The following is a 17,164-nucleotide window of genomic DNA, read 5'->3' as shown; positions in this document are numbered from 1 at the left end:
ATCGAGACCTTCTACAACCGCCGCCGCCTGCGCAAGCACAAGATCTTCGGCTACCTCACCCCGGCCGAGACCAGGCAGCGGCATCAACACGCCCTCGCGGCTTAACGGACGAGTGTCCAGGATCACGGGGAAACTTCAGTGACCGACCTGACCCTCTTCTCGGACACACCTCCTGTTTTGAAGGAGCCGACCGCGTCCGTCGTCCACGGCACCATCATCATCAGCAGCGTCGAAACGGCGTGGAAGGAGATCTGCCGCCGGTTCCCTGGGGTCCCCGACATCTCGGTCACCACCCCGCCCAGCACGGATACCCAGGACCCCACCAAGTGCGCAGCTCTGCGCACGGGCCGCCACTTCATCCGCGATGGCTCCATCAGGGTGGAACTCCAGGTTTCATCCGGTGCTCTCGGGTTCGGCGGCCGCGCGATGCTGGAGGGCCTCCTCCACCATGCCGCGCATGGCCTGGCTCTGAGTCGGAACATCAAGGACACCACCAGCAACGGCCGGTACCACAACAAGCGATACGCCAATCTGGCCCGCGAAGTCGGGCTCACGCCTCCTGCATCCTCCGCCCCGGTCCTGGGGCTGACCCGCTGTTCGCTCGACGACTCGGAACTCCTTCGGTGGGCCGATGTCGTCGCCGTCCTCGACGCCGCCGCAGCCGTCCAGCTCGAAGCCACCGTCCAGGCGGTTCGGCCGCCGCGCGGCGGCCGAACCGCCACCCGTTTCCTGATCATCTGCGAGTGCCCCCCGCCCCGAAAGATCCAGATCTCCCCTTACGCCTTCAGACAAGGGCCGTTGCTCTGCGGGCTGTGCCTGGCCACGTTCCGCCCCGCCGGCCATGCGCTGTCCCACCAGGAATCGGGAAAGGACGCGTGATATCTGCACCACCCCGGTATGAACGGCAGCGCACCAGTCCTCGGAGCAAGCCAGTCGACACCCCTGTCCGGGGGCAACTCAACCCGGTCAGGCTGGCCCATTCAGTCCGTGCGACGCTGTCTGCCGCGGAGACGTCCGCACCCACCGGCGCCCGATCACCGCGCCAATGGTGCGCCTGGCCACCGGCGCACCGTCGGGCCGACATGGTGATGACGTGGGGTTCACCGCACAGCACAGTGAGCGTTTTCAGCGTTGCCTCTCCAGGGTGAGGGCGGCTGCGGCGATTGACGTCATGCGGTTGGGGCTTACGCGGGACCGGCGGAAGATGCGCCAGGACTTCAGTCGTGCCATCCCGCGTTCGACGGGTGCTCGGGCCTGGGCCAGTGCTCGGTTGACCGTGCGCTGGGCTGTGGCCCGTCGGGTCGGTCACGACCTGCACGTTCACGCCGTGCCGGCGGTGCTTGTGGGAGAAGTCGGCCCGTCCGTCGCCGGCCCGGTCGCACTCCGCGAGAGTGCCGTCGAGCAGTACGTAGTCCGGATCGCTCTCGCCCAGGACCTTGAGCAGGCCCGGGGCCTGGCCGGCGAGGAGAGCGATCACGGCGGATGTGTAGGCGTGGGCGGTGCCGACGGAGATCCCAAAGCCGGCGGCTTTCTGTACGAGGGGGTCGTGCTTGCGCAGGTACACCTAGGCGACCAGCGCACGCTGGTGCGGCGGCAGCTTGCAGTGCCGGTCACCCTCGCGGGTGACGATGAGCATGGTGACCCACTCGACCAGTGCGTGCGGGAGGTCGAGTGCGGCAGGATAGGGAACCAACAGGGCTCCTGTGCCGATGGGTTGAGACTTCGAACACCTCCCTCAGCAGCACTGGGGCCCTGTGTGTTGCGGACGCCTCTCCACACCCCCCGTCACCCGATCACTGGCCACGCTGAGAACACTCATTGGACCGAAATACTGGCACTTGCGGGCCAGCATCCATGGGCAGAGCATAGAAATAGACATTTGGCCAGTACCCATTGGTCGCCCGACAAATGATGGCTGCCAAATGGTGCATCCTCCGTAGTGGATTCGCCAGGCAACGCCGTTGGAGGTGGGTGTAAATGACAACAGGAAAGATGCAGTTCGGCACATATCAGAATGCCGGCGAAAATCAGACATTCCTCGAGGCGGATCGTCTCGACGGTGCAATGGTGGTCGCAAATCGGCGAAATCAGTTTAGTGCACCCACGCCACCGATTGCGATTGGCGTTACTGGAATTGGTCAGGTGGGAACTGCCGGGTACAGCTACGGCTACGGTGTCCAAGGATCCAGCCATGCTGATGGCGGCGTGCCGACCGGCGTGGTGGGCTTCGGAATGGGAAGGGACAATACCGGCGTGATGGGTCGAGCGGACACCGGGTCGTTCGCATACGGCATCTGGGGCCAGAGCGAAGAGGGCTACGCTGGGTACTTCACCGGCAAGGTACACGTGACTGGCGCGTTGACGAAAGGTTCCGGAGGGTTCAAGATCGATCACCCGCTCGATCCTCAGAACAAATACCTACTCCACTCCTTTGTCGAGTCGCCAGACATGCTCAACGTCTATTTCGGCAATGTCGAGACAGACGACAACGGTGCGGCGGTGGTGGAACTGCCCAGCTACTTTGAGGCACTCAACCATGACTTCACCTATCACCTGACAAGCATCGGGCAGTTCGCGCAAGCGATCGTTGCAGAGGAAGTTCAGGAAAACAGATTCTCAATCAGGACCGATAAACCGAACGTCAAGGTGTCATGGCAAGTCACCGGGGTACGTCAGGACCCCTACGCCACCCGGAACCGAATCGTCCCGGAAGAAGACAAGCCGGAGGAGGAGCGCGGGCTATACCTGCATCCTGATGCGTACGACCAATCGCTCAGCCAGCACGTCAACTTCGAGCGCGAAGGAGCGCATGAGAAAAGCCAATCAGCGTTGAAAGATCAGGCGGCAGAACTCCTCGGGCGATATGAAGCGGAATCAGGTAGGTAAGAGAAATGTCAATATCATCCTGAGGTGGACACCACGCAGAGGAGGGCTCCGCCCTCGATTCGGCCTACCTCGAACCGGGCGCTGCCCGGGCGGTCAAGCCCGGACGCTCAAGGCCCGGTCGTGGCTCTGCGCTCGATGGATCCGCCTGGTCGCGTCGCACGCAGGCATGGTTCTCCACGCGGACACCGGGCACAGGGTAAGGGATAGGGCAGCCGGGTGGTGCGGTGGTGAGACCGCCCGGCCGTTGCGTGTGCTGTAGACGCTTCGTCAGGTCGGTCGCGTTTATGTGCAGTTCGACTGGCCGCGAAGCCTGGGAGCGCGAAACGAGCGTTACTCGGTTGGGGCCTCCGCTTCGACGAGGCGTTGCGAGCTCACATCGACAGACATGGCCGGACCTCCACTCTGCGAAATCCGTGCTGACTAATACTGGCCCCTCAGCTTCTCCAGTGGGAGCTGGAAGAATGGACCAACAAAGCATGGCTCGGGTTGTCAACTTCTGGCCGGCGTGGGACGCTTGAGATAAGACGCGTCACCGCTCTGCCTATAGAAGAGCGACGCAAGCGTCCGGAGGACGCCACGGTCACGTTTCTTTGATGCGATTTTGACGCCTGCCTGATTTGTCATACCCCTGGGGGCGCATGGCTTGCTGAGGATCCTGCTGCTATAGGAACGTTCTACAGGAGGCAGAGATGACAAGTTACGACGACCGAGACAAGCAAGCAATCGCTGACATAGAGGAGGAGCTAGGTGCGCCGGGACCAGCGAGTCGGCTGGGGGCGATCCTAGCCGAGCAAGAGGACGCCACCTATCCTCCGCCGCTATCCCTGCCTCCCGCTCAGCAGCAGCTTCGAACTGATTTCTCGAAAGATGGCAAGGTACTGGCGAGTCGCATGTCGGCCGAGGTCGAAGCTCTCACGGCCAAGTGGCCACACGCGACAATATTGTCCGGGAAGATCCCGCCGCTCGTGCTGGCGCAGGACCGCGAAGACCTCGTGAGTACTCCCTACCAGCCCGATGTCGACGGCACGGGGGCCTCCGACCGCTATAGGTTGACATGGCGGCTGATTGACGGGGACGGCTTTAACGGTGACGCCAAAGCCGACGTCCGGACAGGGACGTTTTGGGCGGAACGCTATACGATCAGCGGCGTACAGCACGCCTTCGCAGCGGTGGGTGTGTATGTAGCGGCATCATCGCCAGCGTCCCGCATGGTGATTCAGCCATATGTCAACTGGTCCGGTACTGACAACCTCACACATCGTATCTACAACCCGGATACTCATGAGCAGAGGTCAGCCAGTGCAGCAGGCTTCCTTCACATCATTGTCCAGAGCCGGGATCTAACAAGTGGCGGCGACCCCAGAACCGACGGAAATAAATCCATCACACTTTGGCAGCGCACCGAGTTGAACCCTTCCGGAGCACAAGACCACCGAGGGACCATCTCCGGAGGCGACGGTTCTGCGTTCGAGCTCTTGGTAACCAATACGCGCCAGTACTACGTCTGGGTCGCCTGTATTACAGCGGTGGACGCGAATAAGGGGTTTGAAGTCGATACGCATGCGAATGCGGGGTTGTCCTGCAACATGCCCGTTCTGCAGGTGGCGCAGTTCCAGTCCTGACACCTCACGAGCCAGCACACTCCCATCGCCAGCGCCGGCGCGAGGTAGGTGGGGGTTGATCAAGAGCCTTCGGATGGGGCGTACTCCCCTGTGACCGCAGGTCTAACGAGCTCGTCTCTTTGACCGGTGAGTGCCACGTGGTGGGGGCTGGTTACTCTGCTGTGATGACGAATAGCGAGCTGATCGTTGACCTGCGCGGTCGGCCGATCGAGACACTGAGCTTTTTCAGAGTGGCCACTGATCGGGTGACTCGGGTCGAGTCAGGTTGAGGACCGCAACGCACAGGGCTCCCGCGCCGTTGAGGGAGGTGTTCGAACTACAGTAGGTGAGCCCGTTGAGTGGCATAGCGAATCCGTGCAGAGAGGGGCAGCGGGGAATGAGTGTGGTGGAGAGCTGGTCCCGCGTAATGAATCTCCTCCGGGAGCATGCTCCGGCCGATCACGCGGACCTGCCCGGCCCGGCCCCCGAGCGGGTACTCGCGGCCGCCGAGTTGAACCGGCCGGTCACGTCACAGTGCACCGCGAGACCCCGGACGATGGCGCCCGGGGTCTCGTGATGTCGGCGTCCTGGGCGGTTATGACGCCGCACCTCGATCTCGACGACGCGCGGGACGACGGCGCCGTGGGGCGTTCACCCCGACGCCTTGTCACTCACGCCTGCGTCCACCAGTGCCGACAATGTGAGGGGAGACGGGCAAGCTCACGGTGCTCGGCGCCCCCTGGGCGGAGGATCGAGCCCCGGAAAGGGCTACGGCGCCGATACGTCGACGGTGGGCAGCGCGATCGTGACATGGGAGCTGTTGAACTGCTCCATGAACGCCTCGATCCCGGTCTTGGGACCACCCTCCGTTTTGAGCATCATCTCGTCCTTGGCGAGGACCCTTCCATCGGAGTCCTTCAGCGTCGTGAACACAATGACGACGCCGCCGGGAATCCACGGTCCCTTGTCGATGTTCGCCGGCACCGTCACGGCGAAGTCGGCCCACTGCCTGTTGGCGATCGTGACGGAAACGCCGGAAACCTTGCCGGAAGCACCACCGGTCTGCCCGCCGTCGCCGTCCACATACACCGCTGCGGAAACGAAGACGTCGACGGTGGCAGCACCGGGCTCCGCCCCCGTGATGAAGCCGCTCACGCGGAGGTTCTCACCGTCGGCACGCAGTTCATTGGCCTTGATAGACATACAAGCTCTCCCTGGTGTGGTGGACGTGCTCTGTGGAGTCAACGAATTCCGGGCATGCGGGTGACGCCCGGGGGCTCCGCGCCCTGGAAGTGGGCAGCGGCCGAGTGCGTGGCTCAGGCCAGTTCAGCTCGCCGGTCCGCGACGTGCGAGCCGCGGTTGAAGTAGCCGTCGGTGCACACGTCGTACGTGTCGGGCGCGGGGCCGACATGGCTGCTAGGAGGGGTGCCGGTTGGCGATGTCGCCCTTGAGCAGGAGTACGTTCTTGCTGCCGTCGGGATCTCCGCAGGCGGTATCGACGCCCGTCGCGAAGACGCTCCCGTACACGTCCCAGCCGGCCGCGATTTTTCCGGGTCCGGCGCTGATCCTCTTGGCGTCCAGGTTGTAGACCAGGTACGAGTCGCCCTTGAAGAGGAACGTGACGGGCTGGCCGGGCTTGAGTACGGCCGCATCGATGCCGCCTGCGAAGGCGGTGGCGCCCACGCCGGGCCACCCCGAGGCGATGGTGCCGGGGCCTTCCATCAACTTGTGGTGGTACATGTCGTAGCGGCCGTAGGAGCTGCCCTTGAAGAGGTAGACGCCATACGGGTCGTCGTGCACAGGGCAGACCGTATCGATGCCGTCGGCGAAAACGGTCCCGGCCAGGCCCCGAAAGGCCGTGAAAATCGGACGGGGAGGGTAAATAACCTCATGAATCCCGGCGTCGTACATGAGGTAGGAGAGCCTTTGAACAGCATGACGAAAGCCCTGTCCGTGTACTTCGGCACCAGACAGGCTGCGTCGAGGCCGGTGGTGAAGTCGCTGGGCAGGGCGGGCCACATAGCGGCGATCGGAGGGTAGGTCTCCGAGACGGGCTGGGTCTGGACGTTGACGCTCAGTGAGTATTTGCCCTCTCCCGCCGGTCCGGTGAAGGTGTAGCCCATCGTGTAGCCGGGGATGGAGGAGAGGACCTCCAGGGCCGCACGGTCATAGATCACGGTGCGCTCGGCCACGAAGTCGTCCAGGAGCCAGCCGATGATGCTGGAGACGAAGTCGGCGAGAATGGCCAGCAGCTTGACATAACTGGTCGTCTGTTCCCAGACCGTGCCGAGCGGCAGCTTGCCCATTACCGCGGCGACGTCCCTGAGCTCGGCCGCGATCTCCTCGATCGTGCGCCGCAGGTCGTCGTCCGCCTGGCCGTGATCTGATTCCCAGCACTGGGCGTGCCAGACCATCAGCTTCTCGGCCGGTCCTTCGAACATCGTGACGTTCATGGAGTGCGTTTCACCGGCGTCCACGTCCCCGTAGACCCCTGTGACGAGCGACGTCTTCGCGCCCCGGTCGGAGCCGGCGCCAAGGGCCCAGTAGATCTCGTCGGAACCGCTGAGCTCGTTGGACTCGTACTCGCACGAGAAGCTCACCGCCGTCAGCCGTGCCTGCAGTACGGTGCTGCTCGCTGGTGCGGGCGAGTGCGCGGACGCGGTCACCACCGTAGCCCCGTACCCGTAGGCGGCCACGGCCCGGAGGAACTCCCCGGAGTCCGCGGCCTTGGCGGCGTCCATGCCGCCGGGAGCGTCGAGGTCGATCACGTTCGCGTTCGGCAGGGACTCCAGTTCCTCGCCCAGACCCGGCAGGTCTGCCACCAGGTCCGCCACGCAGTAGCCCCGGCTGACCGGCCGGGTGGCCAGGGTGTCCGGAAACAACCGCGAGCGGGTCGCCGCCTCTTCCCGGTAGACTCGCCCGAACTCACGCACCTCCTCATCGGACAGCAACCGCCGTACCGGCCCCACCAGCTGGGACTCCAGGTCCGTCAGCTCCAGTCCCGCCTCCAGCCGGGCAGCGCCGTGCAGCATCACCCCGAACAGCAGGTGCGCCTCCTTCGGAGACTCCACCCGCCCCTCGAAACTCCTGGGCGATGTCCCGTCCTGCAACTGCGCACGCAGTCGCTTCAGGCGTTCATCCCGGGAAAGCGGCAATCCAGATGACATGGGGCGCCCTGTCGATAGAAGAAGATTCAGCGCATTCAACGCATACCAAACCTCCCACTTCATAACAGCACGCGGCAGTCAATTTACGGACGGTTATCACGATGGGGCCACCGGCAACTGCGGGGCGGGCGGCTAGTAGTGCTTGGTCATGTTGGTGCGGGGTCTGGCATGTTGCGGTGACAGGTGGGGCAGGCGCCGGTCCAGGTCGCGAGGAGTATCTGCAGTTCGCGGACGACTCGGTAGAGGCTCAGGCCGACGCCGTCTCTTTTGGGGATCGGCTCAGTCGCTGCAGGGTGCAGAAGGCGTGGGCGACCGAGACGAGGGTGACGTGGTGGTGCCGGCCTGGCCAGGTCCGGCCTTCGAAGTGGGCCAGGCCGAGGGCCTGTTTCATCTCGCGGTAGTCGTTCTCGATGCGCCATCGGAGCTTCGCGGTGCGCACGAGGACGGGCAGCGGGGTGGTCCCGGGCAGGTTGGAGAGCCAGAACTGCACGGGCTCGTCCTGGTCGGCGGGCCATTCGGCCAGCAGCCAGCGGACCGGAAGCCCGGTGCCGGCTGTGGCCTTGCGGATCTCACGTCCGGCGGGCCGGATCCGCAGGGCCACAAAGCGCGAATACATGCGCTTGTGCCCGCTGCGGCCGCTGCCGGGCCGTGATCCCTCCCTCCGCTGCACCGGCCGCGCGGAAGATCTACCGGCCGCGATGACCAGGCTCTTCACCCTCTGCGCCGGCTCGGGGTAGGCAGGAACCGGATACGGGCCGCGGCCGGAGCAGGCCGGGATGCACGGCTGGGCGTTTTCGGGTTGCGCGGTGGTCGTGGTCGAGATGCCCACCATGTAGTGGAGACCGCGTTCTTTCAGGCCGAGCCGGAAGGCGGCGGTGTCCCCGGCCAGGGCCGGGACGGCGATCCTCTGGCCCGGCACGAGAGAGCGCCCGGGTTCGTCAGCTGAGAGAGGCCCCTCCAAGGGCGACACCCCAGCCCGGGTATTCTCCCGAAACCTGCTGACTGCCGCCGACCAGATCCCCTCTCCGGCCGGCACTACGCACTCCTGTTCCGCGTCCTGGCTCCCGCCGTCGCCGGGCAGTTCCTCGCCCAGAGCCTGGGCGATCGCATCCCGTTCAGCGGCCCGGTCGGCGGCAGGCATCCCAAGGAGCAGTGCTGCCGCCTGCCGAAGGAGAAGTCCGGCTCCTTCCAGTGCGGCGTGAGCCCGGCCGACCTGATGCCAGCCGACTCCGGCCTCCACCGCGGCTTCAGTGACCGGACACGACACTTCATGCATCGTCAGCACCAGGCGTTCAACGGCCGCGAACGCCATCTCCGGATTCGACGCCACCTCGCGCCGGAACCACTCCAGGAGCACATCCTCTGCGAGCTCATGCACCGGCGGAAACCCCTGTGCTCTCTCCTCATCCATGTAATTTCAACGAACCCGACCGCCCACGAGCAACGAGGCCGCCCCGAAGAACTTCCCAAGACCCCCGACAGCGTCAGGCACTTCGACGTACGGGAGCGGTGTCTGCATGCAGCCTGGTTCGTTGGGCCGGTCATGGACGATACGAGCGGGCGTCTCCCCCCACGGGCACGACGGTGGTCGAGCTGATCGAGGCCTGACGGAGATGGTCGACGACATCCCGGAGGCCGGCCGGCGGCGGGTGTCGGCAGGCGGGGCGCTGTGGGGCGGTGAGCTGGACGAAACCGCAGACACGGTGGTCCTGGTGGCTGATACGTCATGACCGGGCGCGAATCCTCCCGGCCGCCAGGGAGTCCAACCGGCATCGCGCTCCTGGTGCTCGCCGCCGTACGCCACCCGTAGACATGTCCGGGTGCTGAGGGCGGACGATCCGGCACGGTGGAGCGGGCCGGTCGTCCACTCCCCGGCATCGCCCCTGGCCAGCCTCCGAACAGCCCTGGACGAAAAAGAGAGTGTGCCAGGCGCGCAAGCGGTAGGGGCTTGCCGCGCCCACTCACCTACTTCTCCACCAGGCCCGTCTCCGGCCGGCAGATCCCGCAGGCCTCGATGTCCGGCCCGGCCAGCGCTCTCATCGCTTCCTCGCGGCTGATGTCAGCGACCGGCACAGCCTCGTCGCGGGCCTGGCCGGGCCGGCCCCTCTCACCGAACTGCCCACCGCCCACAGCGACGCGGCAGCCGCCCGGCACCGGCACCGGCACCCGACGGATCATTCCTCACAACATCACCAACCCGTGTGGCCGCCGCCACGTCACGGTTCTCCGGCGGCCCGGGCGGCGTAGGACTTCGCGACCAGTTCCTCCACCAGAGCGCCCTTCGCCATCGCGTACTCCCGCCTGCCCTCGCTGTCGGCGTGGAACCGCTGCGCGAGGGCCACCTTCCACGCGCTGTAGCGCCGGACTTCATCGGGACGCTGACGCAGGTAGTCACGGAGCAGGATGTGATCAAGGTAGGGCTCGGAACCTGCGACCACGCCGTACAGGTGATGTTCGGGAACCGCGGGAGGGGCTCGAAAGGCCTCCCGCCCCAAGATCCCCAGATCACCTTCGTGCCGGTAACCCTGCCCGGAAAGCCGGGAGATCAGCTCGGGCATGACCGCCCCCAAGGCCACCACAATGTCAAGGTCGATGATCGGCTTGGCCGCACACCCGGGCACGGCCGTACTCCCGACATGCTCGATGGATACCGGCAGATCCGCGACGTGAGGTGCAAGTCGCTGCCGCAGATCCTCGAATCGCTCAGCCCATCGGGGGTCGTAGTCGCAGACCACGATCATGCCAGTCATGCCAGCAGTCTCCCAGGACCGCCAGGGCCCATCGAATCGCCTCGAGAGTCCCGACCATCGCGTACCGAGCCGATACCCGCAGAGGGGTCTGCGCGCAGCCGGACCCGTCGCCGCCGTCCGGTGCGGTGAACCCTCCGGCGCGTCACACCAGCCTCAACTTTGGTGTTCTCCGCCCGGCTTCACCGCCTTCGGGAACTGGGGCGGTGTACGGGAGAACTGCACCACCACTCACCAGGAGGATCCGCGTGATCGAGATCGTGTACGACGGCCAGGACCACCACGAGGACTGCATGTACCCGACCTTCAGCGACCCGGAATCGTGCAGCTGCGCCGAACTCCTCCCGGACGAGGTGTGGCCCAGGACAACGTCGGAGACCTCGTCGGTTCCTCGGGAGACGATGCCCTGATGGGCCAGTGAAAAAAGTTCGCAAGTCCGGTCAGGGGAGTACGGGCGTCACCACCGGCTGGCACTCGGCGCCGCAGCCGAAATCGGTCCACGCCGCGAAGCCAATCACCAGGAAGAGCACGGCGAGCACCAACAAGTACAGAATTTGCCAGGGGAGTTCCAGCGCATCGGGACCCCAGAACAGCACCCGTCTGCAGACAATCAGCATGAGGACGGCGACGGGCAGGAGCAGACCTCCCAGAATACTCAGCAGCGCCGAGACCACAGACGACCTCCCCCGGAAAGCGCGGTGAACGACCGGAAGCCGAGCACCGGCACGCCATAAGACTACGACCCGAGCGCCGCTCAAAGAAGGAGTCGAAGGAACGCCTGGGACCCGGGGCGGAGCGGGGCGTGACACCGGGCGTGGCCGGTCGTTGAACCCGGTCGGGACAGACGTCACGTCATGTCGCACGGAGACCCTGGGCGCTCATCCGTCCAGGGTCTTCTGCCGCGGGACTCGTGAACAATGCCACGGCGCCGTGCTCCTGGTGGACGCCGTCGTACGTCATCCCGGTGACGTACAGCGGCGGACGATGACGTACACGGCCACCCCGGCCCGGACGGCCGGCCGCACGAGAGGACCCGACCCATGACCGAGACCGACCCCGCTGTACGCGACCAGTCCACCGCTGCCCTGCTCCAGCACATCGAGGAGCTGCGGGCCGCACTCGGGCACGCGACCCGCCTGCTCGCCCACTCCGCCGGACGGGAAGCGGCCGACAGCCCGGAACACGCGGGGCGGCTGATGACGACCGTCGAGCACATGACGGATCTCCTGAACCGCACCGCACCGCCCCGGCCGGGCCGGACACGCCCCGCCGCTGACCCGGATCCTGACCCGACATCTCCTCCGGCTATCGCGGAGAAAGATGTGTCGGCGCGGAAGACCGGCTTGCCCGCACGGTCTGGCCTGCACAAACGGGCCGTGTCCGATTTGGGCGGCTCCCACCTCCGGCAGTACCTCCGGTCCCCCGTCCGGAACAACCGTCCAGCGCCCTGTCCAGCCACTCTCCGGTGCAACCCCTCCGGGCGGCTCCGGAAAGGCGCTGAGCAGCCGTCAGGGAGCGTGCGGAGCGGGGTGTGCCCAACGGGGCCGGGCAAGCCCGGACGGGGCTTGCCCGGAAGCCCGCACGGCGTGCCCAGGGGGCATCGGCGGGCCCGGGCGGGGCGCGGGGCGGGCGGCTGGTGACCGCAGGACCGGCCCGGGGACATCCGGGGCCGGCGGTCACAGGCGGCGGGCCAGCGGCACGATGGCCACGAGGAGCATCCCGAGGGTGAACAGCGCTACCGCGACCGCCACGGCGAACGTCAGCGGGTCCAGCAGCCTCGGGTACGCGTAGACGAGAAACCCGCCGAAGCCGCACACCAGGAAGAACACCAGCACGCAGAGCGCGGCCACGGTCACCACCAACCAGGGCGGGGCCGTGGCAGGAGCGGGGGCAGGAGTCGGCGCGGCCGGAGCCGGGCCGGTCTGCGGCGGCACGGCCGGGGTGGTGACGGTGGTGGTGGTCGGGGGTGTCTGCTGGATCGTCACGCATCTCTCCTCGATGTCGATGGGGGCGCTCGGGATGAGCGCGGGGCCCACAGTCCGCCTCGGAGGCCACCGGATCCAGTTCTGGCGAATTCCGGTTCCAGCCCTGCTCGGAGGCTTCTCTGACGGGGCACCAGACGGATTCGCGAACACTTGGCACGGTGTCGCGGACTGCTTGGCAGCACCATGCGACGCGGCGGGGTTAGCCGCGCAACCCCCGCCGGATCGTCATCACCACCACCGCCGTACGCCCGACCCCGGGGCTGAACACGGGTGTACGGAGCGCGCGGTCACATGTACGGGTGCGAGAACTGGATGGGAAAGGGTTGGTCACCGGGCGAGAATCGCCCGGTGACCAACCGCCGCTCGCTGGGCACAGGACCCGCACCCATACCCGCCGACAACCCGCAGTTGTCGCCCGCCGCGCCCCGCGCGGTGCTCGCCGCCGAACGCCTGGCCGGCGCCGTCGCCGGACCGTTTGCCGTCCGGCCTGCCGGACGCCGCACCCTCAGCACCGGGCCCGCCAGCCGGGAGGGATCGTGAACCTGACGACAGTGCTGAAGCGGACCTGGACGGACTGGGCCGTGGCCGTCTACACAGCCGTCACCGCGGCCAGGTGCAAGAGCCCGTTCCTGATCGCCCTCTTCACGGCCGTCGCACTGACCGCTGCGGTCATCGGCATCCGCAAGACCCGCCAGCTCATACGCGCCGAAACGGACGCGCGCCACTGATCCCGGCCCGGACGACGCCGTGCTCCTGGTCGCCGCCGCCGTCCGCACAACTCCGGACCCGCCGTCGTCGTTGAACGCAGCCGGACGGACTGGAGGCCGGAATGGATGCCGAGGACCTGGAGATCACACCGACGGCGGGACCGCGTTGCGCGGGTGTGCGAGACCTGATCGCGGAACTGCTGGAGCGTCACTCCGTCGTCAGCCGCGTCGCCCCGGTCGGCACGCTCCGGGGTGACACCGGACTCCGGGCCGAGATCGGCGGACTCGACTTCGACATCTGGATCGAACCCTCGTAACCCTCACGTGCGGGTGCGCGGCACGCGCGGCACGGGGCACGCGCGGCACGCGGTGGCCGCCCCGGACCGCATCAGAACACGGCCGGGAGCAAGCCACGCAACCCCGCCCGGACGGCCCGCGCAGCCGTCCGGGCGGGCCGCCCCACGGGGATCGTCTTCATCATCACGGCCGGATCGGCCGGATCGGCCGGATCAGCAGCCGCAACCACGCGTACGTACTACGCGTGCGTAGCACGGCTTCGTCCGTGGGGTCCGGCCAAGTAGACGGACCCGGTCTTCCCATGGCGGCGGTGTCGATGCCGCGCCACAGCTTCAAGCGGTTGATGCGGCGTTCGACGGTGCTGCGCTGCTCGTAGTCTGAAGACAACGACTTAGCCCCCGTCCGGCGCGCGGGGCCCCGGGTGAGAGGGTCCCGCGCTCACGGAGTCGGCGGGCTGCCGGTCAGAGGACCTCGACCCACAGGTTCTCGGCCCAGCCGCCCGAGCCGCAGTCCCAGATGGACGCCTGCTCGGTGGTGCCGTTGCGGTACCCCTTGGTTCCGACGAACGGTGCGCTGCCCTGGAGCGCCGCGCAGACGCCGCGGACCCGGAACTCCCCGCTGCCGGCCTGGCAGAGGCCGACGGCCCGGTGTCCGTTGTCCGCGGGCCAGGCTCGGCACATCTCCGCTGCCTGGGCCTGGGGCGCCAGGGCGACGGTCGTTCCCAGCATCGTGGCCAACACGAGTCCTGACGTGCCGAGCCACTTCTTCGACTTGTTCATGGATCCTCCGGATCGGTGGACTTCGTCTGGTCGTGGTCCGGCGGGAGGCCGGACCACCGCGCAAAGCTAGCAATCGGTGGTGCAGGCGTGGCATCCGTTCGCGGGGATCCACACAACCGGAGTCCGGAGGTCAGGGCACGGGGCGTGGGACGCCAGGTGGCCCGGACGGCCGCCGGCCCTGGCGGAGGGCAGGCCGCGAGGAGCAGCGCATGTACCCCTTCACCGCAGGAAGACGACGTACGAGAAAGCTCCCACGATGAGACACCGCGGGCGGCCTTCACGGCTGGGGCGCAGGTCCCGGTGGCCGGTGACCTGGCATGACGTTCTCCTGGCATCCATGGGCTGCGGGCTCGGCTTCTACGGCGCCTTCGCCGCGCTGCTGAGCGGTGATCTCCCGCTCGACTGCCGCATCCTCGGCTTCCAGGGACTGTCCACCGTCGGAATACTGTCCCTGCTGTTCCTGGTGCACTGCATCCAGGAGTTGACCAGGAGGTCCGACCTCCGAAGACGCGGCCGACGCCCCCGGTGAGAACGAGGACCGCCCGTCAGGACGGGAAGGAACGGCCTAGGCCCGGCGAGGGTCTCCGCTACCGGATCCGTGTCGGTGCGGGTCTCCCCTCGACCGCGCCCGTACCCGTCTCCCCCGCTGCGGCGGGTTCACGGCCGGTCCGTGCGGCCACCGTGTCCCCGGTGCCCTGGGTCTGGCGGAACGGGTGCGCCGTCATCTGAGGTGATCCCCGTGGTGTGGACACACCTGACAATGGATCTTGTTGATCCTGGAAGGTGTAGATCCACGTGGCAAGGCCCTCGAAGTACAGTGCGGAGTTCCGGTCTGACGCGATCGCGTTGTGGAGGGCTTCGGCCGGCAGGCGAACGTTCAGGGACGTCGCGGCTGATCTGAACGTCAACCCCGAGACGCTGCGGACCTGGGTGCGTGACGCCGACGACCGTCCGGCCGTCTCCAGCGCGTCGCAGGACACCGAGGCCGAGCTGGCCCGGCTGCGGGCGGAGAACGCCCGGCTGGCCGCGGCAGAGAAGGAATGGCAGCTCGAGCGGGAGATCCTGCGACGGGCAGCCGCCTATTTTGCCCGGGAGATGAAGTGAAGACCGCCGCTTGGGACTTCGTCTCCGCCCACGCCGGAATGTTCGGCATCAAGCGGATATGCCGGGTGCTGGCAGTCTCCCGCTCGGGCTACTACCGGTGGATCGCCGGCGCCCAGGCGCGGGAGAAGCGCCAGGCCGCCGAGGACGCCTTGGTCGAGGAGATCCGCGCAATTCATGGCGAACACCGCGGGAACTACGGCGCACTCCGGGTCCACGCCGAACTGCGCGGCTTCGGCCACACGGTCAACCGCAAACGGGTGGCCAGGCTGATGCGCAAGCACGGCATCATCGGCCGCCACCTGCGGAAGAAGAAGCGCACCACGGTCCCGGACCGCCTCGCGCCGCCGGTGGCGGACTTGGTCCAGCGGGACTTCACCGCTGACGCGCTGGACGAGAAGTGGTGCGGCGACATCACATACGTGCAGGTCGGAGCCGCGTGGCTCTACCTGGCCTGCGTCATCGACATCCGCTCCCGCCGGGTACTCGGCTGGTCGATGGCGCCGCACATGCGGGCCGAGCTCGTCATCGACGCGCTCCAGGCCGCGGTCGCGGCCCGCGGCGGGCAAGCCGCCGGAGGGATCTTCCACGCGGACCGCGGATCGCAATATACGTCCGCCGCGTTCGCCCAGGTCTGCGACCGGTACGGCATCCGCAGGAGCATGGGAAGGGTCGGCTCGAGCTACGACAATGCCCTCGCGGAGAGTTTCTGGCAGGGTCTGAAGCGAGAGACGATGCACGGGAAGCTGTTCTCGACGATGCAACAGGCGAGATTGGAAATCTTCCGGTGGCTCACCTACTACAACGCCCGCCGACGCCACAGCGCGCTCGACTACCTCTCCCCTATCGAGTTCGAACAGCAGCACCACAAGACAGCTAAACTCCAACTCGCAGCATGAACCCCTGAGTCCACACTCCGGGGGTCACCTCAACTCAGCAGGGTCCCGGCCCGCTGTATGGCATCGACGCGTGTCCTGCGGTTGGCGTCCAGTTGCAGAGCGCGGATCTTGGCGAGACGTTCACGGTATGTACCGGTGAGCTGTTCCAAGGTTGTGGACAGACGGCTGATGGTGCGGCATTCGCCGTCGGCGACAGCGATGGCAATCTCGTTAGGGGCGGGGCGGGTGCGCGTCGTGCGGGTCTTTGTGGCTGCGCTGACTGCCGTTCCTGGACCATCGAAGTGGTAGCTGCGGTCGCGCATGCAGCGCTGCCACCTGGCGAGGGCCTTCGTATACGCAGGGTCGGCGGTAACCCGTTGGTACACGGCCAAGCCAAGGTTGTCAGCGATGTAGTCGTTGCGCAGGTATACGGCGAGGTCAGTGCCGTAGAGCGCGCGGCGCATCTCGGAAGTGCAGCCGTCGGTGTTAGTAGTGATGTTCTCTCCGTCGGGCAGAGAGATGTCTATCTCCTTTTCTTTACTGCCGAAGAGAGCCTTGTCGTATCCGTTGCGACGGTCGCCGTCCAATGATTCTGCGTAGGCCGCGTTCGGATCCTCCGACACGAAGCGCTGGACTTCGTCGGCGCCGTTGTCCGGGTTCCCGTAGCCGTGCGTGCGGGCCTCGTCCGGGTCGAGAGTATGAAAAAGAGCGGGGGCATGCACGGTCAAGGCGCTTTCTGGTGGGGTGCGGACGATGTACTCGTACCCTTGGCGTACCATGCAGCGGCTTATCAGGTGTCCCTCAGCCAGGAAGCGATAGCGCTCGGCCTCCTTTGTAAGTTCTCCGTTGGTCGTCTGGATCTGGGAGGGCACAGCGGGCAGTGGGGCGGACTTCGCGGGGGGCTCTGTTGCTGTGGGGGCTGCGGCACAACTGGTGAGCAGCATGCCGAGCAGCGCGAGCGGGGCGACGTGCGAGCGGTGTAGACGCATGTGGGAGGTCAGTCCTTCTTTGAGGTG

19 protein-coding genes and 2 pseudogenes are annotated in these 17,164 nt (G+C 66.6%); 9 read left to right on the top strand and 12 right to left on the bottom strand.

Features of this window, described 5'->3' with window-relative positions; genetic code table 11:
• Nucleotides 1-138: 138 nt before the first annotated feature.
• Nucleotides 139-879 (top strand): hypothetical protein, encoded by a 741-nt coding sequence (locus A6A29_RS28750; RefSeq protein ID WP_073724308.1) that lies wholly within the window; start codon nucleotides 139-141, stop codon nucleotides 877-879.
• Between the two features lie 246 nt (nucleotides 880-1,125).
• Here the strand turns inward: A6A29_RS28750 and A6A29_RS28745 are convergent.
• A pseudogene (locus A6A29_RS28745) lies at nucleotides 1,126-1,693 on the bottom strand (transposase family protein).
• Nucleotides 1,694-1,977: 284 nt separating this feature from the next.
• Here A6A29_RS28745 and A6A29_RS28740 point away from each other — a divergent pair.
• Entirely contained in the window at nucleotides 1,978-2,886 is a 909-nt protein-coding gene (locus A6A29_RS28740) for a hypothetical protein (RefSeq protein WP_143197110.1), read from the top strand.
• 689 nt (nucleotides 2,887-3,575) lie between these two features.
• Complete coding sequence (locus tag A6A29_RS45040) at nucleotides 3,576-4,508, top strand: hypothetical protein (protein WP_143197109.1); 933 nt, start codon at nucleotides 3,576-3,578, stop codon at nucleotides 4,506-4,508.
• A gap of 747 nt (nucleotides 4,509-5,255) precedes the next feature.
• On the opposite strand, the gene A6A29_RS28730 is transcribed toward A6A29_RS45040, so the two are convergent.
• The 6 genes and pseudogenes from A6A29_RS28730 to A6A29_RS28700 form a co-directional block, all read right to left on the bottom strand.
• Nucleotides 5,256-5,690 carry a hypothetical protein gene (locus A6A29_RS28730; protein ID WP_073724303.1) on the bottom strand — a complete coding sequence of 145 codons (435 nt, stop codon included), beginning with the start codon at nucleotides 5,688-5,690 and terminating at the stop codon, nucleotides 5,256-5,258.
• Nucleotides 5,691-5,903: 213 nt separating this feature from the next.
• A complete protein-coding gene (locus tag A6A29_RS28725; protein WP_143197108.1) occupies nucleotides 5,904-6,287 on the bottom strand; it encodes a hypothetical protein in 384 nt (127 codons plus the stop codon).
• Nucleotides 6,209-7,558: a hypothetical protein gene (locus tag A6A29_RS28720; RefSeq protein WP_073724299.1), complete on the bottom strand. Its 1,350-nt coding sequence runs from the start codon at nucleotides 7,556-7,558 to the stop codon at nucleotides 6,209-6,211. The genes A6A29_RS28725 and A6A29_RS28720 overlap by 79 nt, the downstream gene beginning before the upstream one ends.
• 343 nt (nucleotides 7,559-7,901) lie before the next feature.
• Nucleotides 7,902-8,702 (bottom strand): annotated as a pseudogene (locus A6A29_RS47115) (IS701 family transposase); the annotation flags it as partial.
• Between the two features lie 917 nt (nucleotides 8,703-9,619).
• Nucleotides 9,620-9,832, bottom strand: coding sequence for a DUF6233 domain-containing protein (locus tag A6A29_RS28705; RefSeq protein WP_143197107.1), 213 nt, complete (start codon nucleotides 9,830-9,832; stop codon nucleotides 9,620-9,622).
• Between the two features lie 38 nt (nucleotides 9,833-9,870).
• Nucleotides 9,871-10,404, bottom strand: coding sequence for a GrpB family protein (locus A6A29_RS28700; RefSeq protein ID WP_073724295.1), 534 nt, complete (start codon nucleotides 10,402-10,404; stop codon nucleotides 9,871-9,873).
• A gap of 245 nt (nucleotides 10,405-10,649) precedes the next feature.
• On the opposite strand from A6A29_RS28700, the gene A6A29_RS45480 reads away from it, so the two are divergent.
• On the top strand, nucleotides 10,650-10,811 hold the full coding sequence (locus A6A29_RS45480) for a hypothetical protein (protein WP_158074481.1): 162 nt from the start codon (nucleotides 10,650-10,652) through the stop codon (nucleotides 10,809-10,811).
• Nucleotides 10,812-10,841: 30 nt separating this feature from the next.
• Here A6A29_RS45480 and A6A29_RS28695 read toward each other — a convergent pair whose 3' ends face one another.
• The 3 genes from A6A29_RS28695 to A6A29_RS28685 all read right to left on the bottom strand — a co-directional run bounded on the left by A6A29_RS28695 (nucleotide 10,842) and on the right by A6A29_RS28685 (nucleotide 12,386).
• A complete protein-coding gene (locus A6A29_RS28695) occupies nucleotides 10,842-11,075 on the bottom strand; it encodes a hypothetical protein (protein ID WP_073724293.1) in 234 nt (77 codons plus the stop codon).
• A gap of 282 nt (nucleotides 11,076-11,357) precedes the next feature.
• Nucleotides 11,358-11,615 carry a hypothetical protein gene (locus A6A29_RS28690; RefSeq protein WP_073724291.1) on the bottom strand — a complete coding sequence of 86 codons (258 nt, stop codon included), beginning with the start codon at nucleotides 11,613-11,615 and terminating at the stop codon, nucleotides 11,358-11,360.
• Nucleotides 11,616-12,077: 462 nt separating this feature from the next.
• Nucleotides 12,078-12,386: a hypothetical protein gene (locus A6A29_RS28685; RefSeq protein WP_143197106.1), complete on the bottom strand. Its 309-nt coding sequence runs from the start codon at nucleotides 12,384-12,386 to the stop codon at nucleotides 12,078-12,080.
• Nucleotides 12,387-12,734: 348 nt separating this feature from the next.
• On the opposite strand from A6A29_RS28685, the gene A6A29_RS28680 reads away from it, so the two are divergent.
• The 3 genes from A6A29_RS28680 (at nucleotide 12,735) to A6A29_RS28670 (ending at nucleotide 13,410) form a co-directional block, all read left to right on the top strand.
• Nucleotides 12,735-12,926 (top strand): hypothetical protein, encoded by a 192-nt coding sequence (locus A6A29_RS28680; RefSeq protein ID WP_143197105.1) that lies wholly within the window; start codon nucleotides 12,735-12,737, stop codon nucleotides 12,924-12,926.
• Nucleotides 12,923-13,114: a hypothetical protein gene (locus A6A29_RS28675; protein WP_073724285.1), complete on the top strand. Its 192-nt coding sequence runs from the start codon at nucleotides 12,923-12,925 to the stop codon at nucleotides 13,112-13,114. Before A6A29_RS28680 ends, A6A29_RS28675 begins: the two co-directional genes overlap by 4 nt.
• A 101-nt stretch (nucleotides 13,115-13,215) precedes the next feature.
• On the top strand, nucleotides 13,216-13,410 hold the full coding sequence (locus A6A29_RS28670; RefSeq protein ID WP_073724283.1) for a hypothetical protein: 195 nt from the start codon (nucleotides 13,216-13,218) through the stop codon (nucleotides 13,408-13,410).
• 441 nt (nucleotides 13,411-13,851) lie between these two features.
• Here A6A29_RS28670 and A6A29_RS28665 read toward each other — a convergent pair whose 3' ends face one another.
• Entirely contained in the window at nucleotides 13,852-14,169 is a 318-nt protein-coding gene (locus A6A29_RS28665; RefSeq protein ID WP_073724281.1) for a hypothetical protein, read from the bottom strand.
• Between the two features lie 307 nt (nucleotides 14,170-14,476).
• Between A6A29_RS28665 and A6A29_RS28660 the strand changes: the two genes are divergently transcribed.
• On the top strand, nucleotides 14,477-14,698 hold the full coding sequence (locus A6A29_RS28660) for a hypothetical protein (RefSeq protein WP_143197104.1): 222 nt from the start codon (nucleotides 14,477-14,479) through the stop codon (nucleotides 14,696-14,698).
• 266 nt (nucleotides 14,699-14,964) lie between these two features.
• A protein-coding gene (locus A6A29_RS28650; RefSeq protein WP_107468355.1) for an IS3 family transposase occupies nucleotides 14,965-16,169 on the top strand; the annotation gives its coding sequence in 2 pieces (ribosomal slippage) (nucleotides 14,965-15,205 and nucleotides 15,205-16,169; 1,206 coding nt in all).
• 29 nt (nucleotides 16,170-16,198) lie between these two features.
• Here the strand turns inward: A6A29_RS28650 and A6A29_RS28645 are convergent.
• Nucleotides 16,199-17,020, bottom strand: a complete 822-nt coding sequence (locus tag A6A29_RS28645; RefSeq protein WP_143197103.1) for a hypothetical protein — start codon at nucleotides 17,018-17,020, stop codon at nucleotides 16,199-16,201.
• Between the last annotated feature and the right edge of the window lie 144 nt (nucleotides 17,021-17,164).

Source organism: Streptomyces sp. TSRI0281, from assembly GCF_001905125.1.
Taxonomy (GTDB): Bacteria; Actinomycetota; Actinomycetes; order Streptomycetales; family Streptomycetaceae; genus Streptomyces.
This window is presented reverse-complemented; position numbering and strand designations above follow the sequence as displayed.

Excerpts from the sequence above, each read along its gene's own strand:
- A6A29_RS28740 (WP_143197110.1), top strand. The coding sequence starts at position 1,978 with ATGACAACAGGAAAGATGCAGTTCGGCACATATCAGAATGCCGGCGAA.
- A6A29_RS45040 (WP_143197109.1), top strand. The coding sequence starts at position 3,576 with ATGACAAGTTACGACGACCGAGACAAGCAAGCAATCGCTGACATAGAG.
- A6A29_RS28730 (WP_073724303.1), bottom strand. The coding sequence starts at position 5,690 with ATGTCTATCAAGGCCAATGAACTGCGTGCCGACGGTGAGAACCTCCGC.
- A6A29_RS28705 (WP_143197107.1), bottom strand. The coding sequence starts at position 9,832 with ATGATCCGTCGGGTGCCGGTGCCGGTGCCGGGCGGCTGCCGCGTCGCT.
- A6A29_RS28700 (WP_073724295.1), bottom strand. The coding sequence starts at position 10,404 with ATGACTGGCATGATCGTGGTCTGCGACTACGACCCCCGATGGGCTGAG.
- A6A29_RS28670 (WP_073724283.1), top strand. The coding sequence starts at position 13,216 with ATGGATGCCGAGGACCTGGAGATCACACCGACGGCGGGACCGCGTTGC.
- A6A29_RS28665 (WP_073724281.1), bottom strand. The coding sequence starts at position 14,169 with ATGAACAAGTCGAAGAAGTGGCTCGGCACGTCAGGACTCGTGTTGGCC.